At 43.4% G+C, this 8,544-nt stretch carries 9 protein-coding genes; all 9 read left to right on the top strand.

Annotation, left to right across the window (positions count from 1 at the left end; genetic code table 11):
- The coding region (locus DXC04_RS14850; RefSeq protein WP_243112174.1) for an MSCRAMM family protein at window positions 1–3,121 on the top strand (3,121 nt) is incomplete at its 5' end.
- Between the two features lie 88 nt (window positions 3,122–3,209).
- Window positions 3,210–4,370 carry a methionine adenosyltransferase gene (gene metK, locus DXC04_RS14845; protein ID WP_243004689.1) on the top strand — a complete coding sequence of 387 codons (1,161 nt, stop codon included), beginning with the start codon at window positions 3,210–3,212 and terminating at the stop codon, window positions 4,368–4,370.
- On the top strand, window positions 4,370–5,347 hold the full coding sequence (locus DXC04_RS14840) for a DUF3991 and TOPRIM domain-containing protein (RefSeq protein ID WP_117689644.1): 978 nt from the start codon (window positions 4,370–4,372) through the stop codon (window positions 5,345–5,347). Before metK ends, DXC04_RS14840 begins: the two co-directional genes overlap by 1 nt.
- A 6-nt stretch (window positions 5,348–5,353) precedes the next feature.
- Window positions 5,354–6,100 carry a hypothetical protein gene (locus tag DXC04_RS14835; RefSeq protein WP_117689645.1) on the top strand — a complete coding sequence of 249 codons (747 nt, stop codon included), beginning with the start codon at window positions 5,354–5,356 and terminating at the stop codon, window positions 6,098–6,100.
- Window positions 6,101–6,111: 11 nt separating this feature from the next.
- Window positions 6,112–6,705, top strand: coding sequence for a hypothetical protein (locus DXC04_RS14830; protein WP_220413860.1), 594 nt, complete (start codon window positions 6,112–6,114; stop codon window positions 6,703–6,705).
- A gap of 20 nt (window positions 6,706–6,725) precedes the next feature.
- Window positions 6,726–7,529 carry a DNA-methyltransferase gene (locus DXC04_RS14825; RefSeq protein ID WP_233546265.1) on the top strand — a complete coding sequence of 268 codons (804 nt, stop codon included), beginning with the start codon at window positions 6,726–6,728 and terminating at the stop codon, window positions 7,527–7,529.
- An 81-nt stretch (window positions 7,530–7,610) separates the two neighbouring features.
- Entirely contained in the window at window positions 7,611–7,934 is a 324-nt protein-coding gene (locus DXC04_RS14820; RefSeq protein WP_015513330.1) for a DUF7768 domain-containing protein, read from the top strand.
- A gap of 138 nt (window positions 7,935–8,072) precedes the next feature.
- Window positions 8,073–8,246 (top strand): DUF3789 domain-containing protein, encoded by a 174-nt coding sequence (locus DXC04_RS15770; RefSeq protein WP_181984821.1) that lies wholly within the window; start codon window positions 8,073–8,075, stop codon window positions 8,244–8,246.
- Window positions 8,225–8,533, top strand: coding sequence for a plasmid mobilization protein (locus DXC04_RS14815; RefSeq protein WP_015513332.1), 309 nt, complete (start codon window positions 8,225–8,227; stop codon window positions 8,531–8,533). Before DXC04_RS15770 ends, DXC04_RS14815 begins: the two co-directional genes overlap by 22 nt.
- The last annotated feature ends 11 nt before the right edge of the window (window positions 8,534–8,544 follow it).

The following is an 8,544-nucleotide window of genomic DNA, read 5'->3' as shown; positions in this document are numbered from 1 at the left end:
TGCTTCCGGAAACTTATATGGTTCTGTCGGAAAGACATGGAGAACACTGGTGCTGACAACCGGAGATTCCAAGCAGGATATCGGTGTATTTGAAAGCGAAACAGCAGCTCCGGTAAGCTTCAGCGTACAGTGGCTGAATATGACACGCATTGAGTTGACGAAGAAAGATATCAATACACAGAACCCACTATCTGGAGCAGTTTACGGTATTTACACCGATAAGAAGTGCGAAAATCTGCTAATGACGATGACTGCAACCGGAACAGACGGAAAAGCAGTCAGCGATTATTTTGATGCCGCACTCAAAACTGTGTATGTAAAAGAAGTGACTGTACCGACCGGATATAAACGGAATCAGGAAGTCTATCAAGTGGATGTTGCAGCCGGTAAGACATTGACGGTAACAGCAACGGATGAGAGGGTCACTGGAAAAGTAAAGATTGCAAAGATTGATAAGGAAACATTTGCATTCCAGCCACAGGGAGACGGCGCTCTTCGAGGTGCTGTGTATGGTCTGTATGCCAAAGAAGATATCGTGCATCCGGATGGAACAACAGGAGTTCTGTATAAACAGGACAGCCTGATCGCGCAGGGAGTCATCGGAGATGATGGAACACTGGAGTTTTCAGAATTATACCTTGGAGAAATGTATGTAAAAGAAATCACTCCACCGGAAGGATATACACTGGATACTACAAAATATGAAGTATCCGTAACTTATGAAGGTCAGGATGTTGCAGAAGTGACAAGAGAGCTTACGGTAAAAGAGCAGATAAAGAAACAGGCATTCCAGTTGATCAAAGTCAGTGAAGATGGAGAGCAGACAGAAACAGACCTGGTTGCAGGAGCAGGATTTAAGGTATATCTGATCAGCGACCTGACACAGGTGAAAAATGGGAAACTGAAACCGTCCAATGGAGAAAGCTACACGGCAAGTGATTTCAAGAATTATGACTTCAGCAAAGAGCAGGTGGCAGTCACCTATGAGAATGGAACAGCTGTACAAGTGCCGGAACTGATCACGGATACAAAAGGATATGCAGTCAGCCCGGAACTGCCGTATGGAAGTTATGTTGTAGTGGAAAGCACTACCCCGGAGAATCTGAAAACCATTGATCCGTTTGTTGTAAATGTGGAAAATGACAGCAGAGAACCAATGCAGTGGAGAGTATTTGATGACCGTCCGTTTGAATTCTTGTTGAAAATTGTAAAGAAGGATGCACAGACTGGAAATACCGTTTTAAAGGCCGGAGCATCTTATAAGATTTACGATGTGACAAATAAGAAATATGTGGAACAGGTTGTTCAGTATCCGAAGAAAGAAAAGATCAGTGTATTCGAAACAAACGAGGAAGGATATCTGATCACACCGCAGGAACTGAAGTGCTCTACCTACCGAATCGAAGAAGTGAAAGCACCGGAAGGATTTGTAAGACAGGGAAGCGAAGAGTCCCTGTATGATGGAACAACGATTATTTCACCATTAGAGCAGACTACAAAAGGAACATATAAAGAAAATCCACAGAGCGGTATTGTAATTACAGTATCCTCAAACACTGCACATCAGATTGATCCAGATACAGGAGCAGCGATTGTAGAGGTAGAACAGAAAAACGATGAACAGGTAGGAAGCCTGCTCCTGACGAAAAAGGGAGAACAGCTTACCGAAGTAACCGGAGATTCTGTTCTGGCAAAAGTAAAAGCACTGGTTTCTAAAGTAAGAAATGCCGTATCTGGTAAAGAAGAAACAGGTATTTATAAAGGCTTTAAATATGAAGAAACCGGAGTAGAAGGTGCTGAATTCGAAGTATATGCCAAAGATACCATTTATTCACCAGACGGAGCAAAGGACGAAGAAGGAAATCCAGTTGTTCGTTATGAGAAAGATAATCTGGTAGCCAAACTGACTACAGATGAAAATGGAACAGCAGTTATCAACAATCTGCCACTGGGAACGTATTATCTGAAAGAAGTTGTAGCAGGAGAGAAATTTGTCCTGAATACAGAACAGAAAGAATTTACCCTGACAGCAGAGGATGATACACAGGCAGTCGTTTATGAAGGCGTTACCTATAAAAATGAAAGACAGAAAGTTTCTGTATCAGTAGAAAAGAAAGATTCTGTCACAGGCGAAAAGCTGGAAGGTGTTATTTTTGGACTGTATGCTGCGGAAGATATTCTTTCTAATCAGGGAGAGGTTCTCGTAGAGAAAGATACCCTGCTGGAAAAGAAAGCAACGGATGCAAAGGGAACACTTACTTTCGACAGCGATCTTCCACATGGAAAATACTATATCAAAGAGGAAGTCAGAAAAGCCGGATATCTTCCAAATGAGGAAGTATGGAATGTAGACGCAACCTATGAAAATCAGAATCTTGCAAAGATTGAACTGAACAAAGAAGTTGAGAATCAGCCGACAGAAACACGTATTACCAAAACAGATGCAACAACCGGAAATGAGCTGGAAGGAGCAAAACTGCAGGTCATTGATAAAGATGGAACTGTTGTGGAAGAGTGGATTAGTACGAAGGAAGAACATGTCATTTACGGACTGCCGGAGGGAAGTTATACCTTACATGAGGAACTGGCTCCTTATGAAGATGGCTATGTGTCTGCCAGCGATGTGATGTTTGAAGTCAAAGAAGATGGCAGTGTGACAAAGGTTGAGATGAAAGATGAATATTCCAAAGTGGAAATTTCAAAAACAGACCTTACAACCGGAAAAGAACTGGAAGGGGCAAAGCTTCAGATTATCCGCAAAGACGGAACTGTTCTGGAAGAGTGGATTACGGACGGAAAACCACATTCCGTTGCAAAGCTCCCAGTCAATGAAGAACTTACTCTGCGTGAGATTACCGCACCGGATGGTTACGAGATTGCGGAAGATGTTACATTCACATTGAAAGATACAATGGAAGTCCAGAAAGTAGAAATGAAAGATGCCAGAACACCGGAGAAAACAACAGAAAAAACAAATGCGCCAAAAACAGGTGATAACCAGAAAATATGGGCGTTTGTTCTGCTTGCACTGGCATCTGCCGAAACAGCTACAGGAGTGAATGTATACCGCAGAAAGAAGTCAAAAATGACAGACAACAAAAAAGAAACAGAAGAAAAATAAAATAAGAATTACAGGATAAACCAATTTGACAGGGCAGGAGATGTGCATAAAGCAGCTTCTGTCCTGTCTGTCTATAAGGAGAAGAATGATGAAACGTTTTTATACAGCAGAATCAGTAACAGAAGGACACCCAGACAAAGTATGCGATCAGATAGCAGATGCAATCTTAGATGAATGTCTGCGTTACGATCCATCTTCGAGAGTGGCGTGTGAAGTCCTTGCTACAAGAGGAAATGTGTTTGTAGCAGGAGAAATCACCAGCGGATATGAGCCGCCAGTGTTTGATGTGATCCGAAAAGTTTTAGAAGAGTGTGGGTATTGTACAGATGGGATAGAAATGGATACGTTTGTACATCAGCAGAGTCCAGATATTGCGAAAGCAGTGAGTGTGTCGAAAGAATTTCGGGATAATATCGGTGCAAAAATAAGAGACAGAAGCAGGGGAGCTGGAGATCAGGGTGTTATGGTCGGATATGCGTGTGATGATACTCCGCAGCTTATGCCAATGCCGACTGTTCTGGCACACCGGATCACACGTGAACTTTCGGCTTGCAGAAGAAGCGGATATATCAAAGATATCTTTTCTGATGGAAAAGCACAGGTAACCGTAGAATATGAAGAGGGAAAACCAGTGAGACTGGAAAGTGTTGTTGTTTCCTGCCAGCATGGTGCAGAAAAGAGCCTGAAGAAGTTAGATGCCGAGATCAGAGAGAAAGTGCTTCGCTCAGCACTCAGATTACTGCCGCCGGATGAGGATACGAAGATTCTGATCAATCCGTCAGGAAAATTTGTGTGCGGAGGATTTGATGCAGATACCGGACTGACCGGAAGAAAGCTGATGGTGGACACTTATGGCAGTATGGTTCCGCATGGTGGCGGTGCATTTTCAGGAAAAGACTGTTCGAAAGTGGACCGTTCGGCGGCTTATATGGCAAGGTATATCGCAAAAAATATAGTGGCTGCAGGATTTGCAAGCAAGTGTCAGGTGTCTCTGGCTTATGCAATCGGAGTAGCAGAGCCGGTTATGATTGAGGTAGATACCTTTGGTACGGGGAAAGTGTGTGCGGATGATTGTCTGGCGGCAGCAATCCCACTGGTGTTTGGAGTGACACCCGTTCAGATCATGGAATCTCTTCGACTGAATCGTCCGATTTTCCGTCAGACGGCAGTTTTTGGTCATTTTGGAAGAAAGGAATTTCCTTGGGAGCGAACAGATAAGGTACTGGCTCTTCAGGATACGATTCTGTAATGCCTTGGGTAACAGAAGAAGAGATTCAGGCAGCAAAAAATATGACTGCGTATGAGTATTTGCGAACACATCAGGCACAGAGACTGCAAAAGACAAGAACCAGAAATGAATGGCAGTTGACGGACCATGACAGTTTTAAAATCAATGAATTGTCGAGTAAATGGCATTGGAAATCCAGAGATATCGGGGGAGTGTCTGCACTGCGGTTCCTGATTGAAGTGGATGGAATGAAATTTACAGATGCTGTAAAACTGCTGTGCGAAGAGAGTCCGTCTTTTATTCCGACACAGTCTGCCGAAAAGGAAAAACCACTATTTAAACTGCCGGAGAGATATTGTAATTGCAGACGAATCAGGGCTTATTTAAACCACAGAGGAATCAGCGATGAAGTGATCACGTATTGCATTTCGCATGAAATCCTTTATGAAAGTGTCCCGTACCATAACGCTGTTTTTGTTGGGAAAGATGAATCTGGAAAAGCAAGATATGCATTCCTGCGAGGAATCTATGAAAAAAACGGGAAGGGATTCAAGATGGAGCAGACCGGGAGTGAAAAAAAGTACAGCTTTTGCATTCCACCGGAAAGAGAAACAAAGCGAGTTGCCGTATATGAAGCGTGTATAGATGCACTGGCACACATGACACTGGAAGAGGGAAAGAGGGATAAATATCGTCTTTCCCTTGGAGGAATCGCTGCTCCGAAAGATAACGCACAGATACAAAGTGAACGTTTTAAAAAGCCGCCGGACGCACTGGAAGAGTTTCTGAAGAACCATCCGGAAATCAAAGAAATTGAAATCTGTACCGATAATGACTTTGCAGGGAGATGGGCGAAAGAACAGATGAAAAAACATTATGAGGGAACGTATCAGATTATCTGCAATCTGCCGGAAAAAGAAGGGGCAGATCATGCAGACCTTGCGAAAGAAAAAAAGCAGACAAATAAATGCAGGGACAGACCATTAGAAAGAAGGTGATAGAGAATGGAAGAAAAAGGAACGATGCACGTACATCTGTTGACGGAGCTGACTGGAAATCTTTATTCAGAAGAATCCGAATGGGAAGAAGAGTGGTCGGAGAGTGATGAATATGGAATGCCATTAGATGGAACAGAACTTGCCGATTATGAAGAAGTCATCCGAGAAGAACTGGAACGCTATGGGGAAGATGATCTCATGCAGTATTTTGACGGAAGTGAGTCCATTCAGGGAAAGATACAAAGTGCAGTTGTTACGATAGAAAACAAAGACGGAATCCTGTACGGATGTACCAAACTGGAATTAAATGAATTTTTAAGTCAGGAAGAACTACAGGAATTCACCGAATACATTACAGGACAGTACAGTGACGGTTGGGGTGAAGGATTTGAGCAGAGGGATATAAAGGTAGATGGCGGAATGCTGAATGTGCATTTTTGGCATCCTGATATGGAACAGCCGAAAATGTATGAAAAGAAAACAGAGCAGATTCCGACAAAGCCTGAGAAACAACGTCCCAAGTTACAGCTCCTTGGACATAATGGGAATATTTTTTCCATTATGGGCGATGCCTCAACTCTTTTGGAAAAGAATAAACAGACAGCAGAAGCAAAAGAAATGCGTAAAAGGGTATTGGAAAGTGGGGACTATTACAAAGCACTTTTGATTATCAGCGAATATGTAGAAACTGAGTTGAGTTCGCCGCCAAAAGAAAATAAGAAGGCAAAGAAGAAACATCAGCCGGAACGATGAAAGGAGAGAACGTGAGTAAGTATAAGATTACGGAAATTGAACATCCGAAATATCCATGGCTCCATCGAATACAGGCGGTGTCAGATGTGAATGAGAAAGTACCAAAAGGAACAATAGGTGGTTTTGTAGAGAATGAAAACAATCTGTCACAGGAAGGAACTTGCTGGATTTATGATGATGCAATCTGTTGCGAAAACGGTGAGGTAAAGGAAGAAGCTGCACTTTATGATGGCAGTCTGGTCAGAGGTTATGCTGTTGTTACCGGAGATACTACTTTTTATGACAGAGCAGTTGCGAAGAGAGACTGTTATATCTGTGGCGGTGAGATAAAGGAAAATGCGATAATCAGTGGAAAAGCATTTATTGATACGGTAGGAGTAAATGCACCTGTCATCGGTGGAGAAAGCCATGTGTATGGAGAAGTAAGAGGAAATATCTATATTAAAGGGGATATTTTCCCTTGGGATATATTTAATAACCACACAAAAGATATGTTCTTATATGAAAATGGAAAGTGGAGTGCTTTTTCTGTTCCTGAGAAACTGAAACCGCCACAGTCCTACCAGAAAAGACAAACAAAGAAGAAAAATCAGCCGGAACGCTGAGAAAAGAAAGGATGATGCCTATGACAAATGGCCTGAGTTTGGAAGAACTTATGAAAGAGGAAACATACCCGGAGGAATATACTGAAGGGGAAAACTGGAAAATATTACATGGAGATACATTAAAACTGGTCAAAGCATTCCAGCCGGGAATCTTTGATGCAGTTATTACCGATCCGCCGTATGCATCCGGTGGAACAAAACAGAATGAAAGAAATCGTACTACAAATCAGAAATACAGCAGTATGAGTGCTGCCAATGCACTTCCGGATTTCGATGGGGATAACAAAGACCAGAGATCTTGGACGCACTGGATGGCTGAATGGCTCTATGATGTGCGGAAAGCCTGCAAGAAAGGTGCTCCAATCTGTTTGTTCATTGACTGGCGTCAGTATCCATCGATTACCGATGCATTGCAGTGGGCAGGATGGATCTGGCGAGGAACAGCGGTGTGGGATAAGGGAAACTCCCGTCCACAGAAAGGCCGTTTCCGCCAGCAGGCTGAATATATTGTGTGGGGCAGTAACGGACCGATGCCGATCAATCGTCCGGTATCTTGTCTGCCGGGCGTCTTCCGATATGGCAATCCGCAGAACCGGATTCATGTGACAGAGAAACCGTTGCAGCTTATGAAAGATGTCATCCAGATTTGTGAACCGGGAGGGCTGATCCTGGACCCGTTTGCCGGAGCAGGAACAACTGTCCTTGCAGCGGTTATGACAGGTTATCGTGCAGTGGGAATTGAGGTAACAGATGCCTACTACAAACTGGGAAGTGACAGAGTGAAAATTGCATTAGAAGCAGAGCAGAAAGAGGATGAAAAGTAGCCGGGATGTCCAATTGGACATCTTGTTTTTTATAGAGAAAATGAGTGGCATCCAACTGGATGCAGGAAGGAGATGGAGCGTATGGAACAGGCGCTGGCTTATGTGTGCTGTTCAGCAGAAGAAAGCCGGGTAAAAGTGCAGAAATATTGCAGAAAAATCTATGAACTTGGGTATGTACCGATCTGTCCGAGATTTGTATTCTCACCATTCTTGGAAGAGTCTGATGCAGAAGATATGCAAGGATATGGAAGAATGTCCCATATCCTTTTACGGAGATGCCGGATGGTAGTCGTATGTGGGAAAGAAGTGACAGGAACAATGAATACCGAAATCAGTATGGCAGACAGACTCCATATCATTTGTACGACACTTGATGGACTGGTACAGATAAAAGAATCAAAATAAATCAGAATCGAGTCAATCCGGTGCTACAGAAACTGGCAGTACTCGTTTTGCAAGCATAGCGTTTGGATATCCAAACGCACTTTGGGGAGAACCCCAATCCCCCAGACACAGACGGAAATGGAAAGGAAGGATCAAGTCATGTTAAGAAACGGAGTAATGATTGTAATCGCATTGATGAGCGGAGGATTTATAGAAGTGGTAGTGACCTGTTGCATGGTTGCGGCGAAAAAATCCGATGAGGAACTTGGCGGTATGATGAAAGAAGAGAAAAAAGAAGGGACGGTGATGCAATGCGAAAACGAAATCATGTGATCCCGGTACGGCTTAATGCAAGGGAAGTCAGGGAACTGAATGAGCAGGTCGAAAGAAGCGGTCTGAGCCGGGAAGAGTTTATGCGTTCGTTGATTTTAGGAGCGCAGGTTCATGCAAAACCCTGTGAGCATCACCCCGAATTGCTCCGAAAGATTGCAGGCTTATGCAACAATGCCAATCAGCTTGCCCATGTTGCCAATGCTTCTGGAATGGCAAGTGAGCAGAGCATTCAGGAAATGCTGCGTCTTACCAAAGAAACATGGCATCTGGTAAAGGAAGAGTGGTAATGACAGATGGC

Source organism: Dorea sp. OM07-5, assembly GCF_003481355.1.
Taxonomy (GTDB): Bacteria; Bacillota; Clostridia; order Lachnospirales; family Lachnospiraceae; genus Dorea_D; species Dorea_D hominis.
Note: the sequence above shows the minus strand (reverse complement) of the source record. Positions and strands in the feature narration are given on the sequence as shown.

What these genes read in the sequence shown, in the direction of transcription:
- metK (WP_243004689.1), top strand. Translation starts at nt 3,210, where the DNA reads ATGAAACGTTTTTATACAGCAGAATCAGTAACAGAAGGACACCCAGAC.
- DXC04_RS15770 (WP_181984821.1), top strand. Translation starts at nt 8,073, where the DNA reads ATGTTAAGAAACGGAGTAATGATTGTAATCGCATTGATGAGCGGAGGA.
- DXC04_RS14840 (WP_117689644.1), top strand. Translation starts at nt 4,370, where the DNA reads ATGCCTTGGGTAACAGAAGAAGAGATTCAGGCAGCAAAAAATATGACT.
- DXC04_RS14825 (WP_233546265.1), top strand. Translation starts at nt 6,726, where the DNA reads ATGACAAATGGCCTGAGTTTGGAAGAACTTATGAAAGAGGAAACATAC.
- DXC04_RS14815 (WP_015513332.1), top strand. Translation starts at nt 8,225, where the DNA reads ATGCGAAAACGAAATCATGTGATCCCGGTACGGCTTAATGCAAGGGAA.
- DXC04_RS14835 (WP_117689645.1), top strand. Translation starts at nt 5,354, where the DNA reads ATGGAAGAAAAAGGAACGATGCACGTACATCTGTTGACGGAGCTGACT.
- DXC04_RS14820 (WP_015513330.1), top strand. Translation starts at nt 7,611, where the DNA reads ATGGAACAGGCGCTGGCTTATGTGTGCTGTTCAGCAGAAGAAAGCCGG.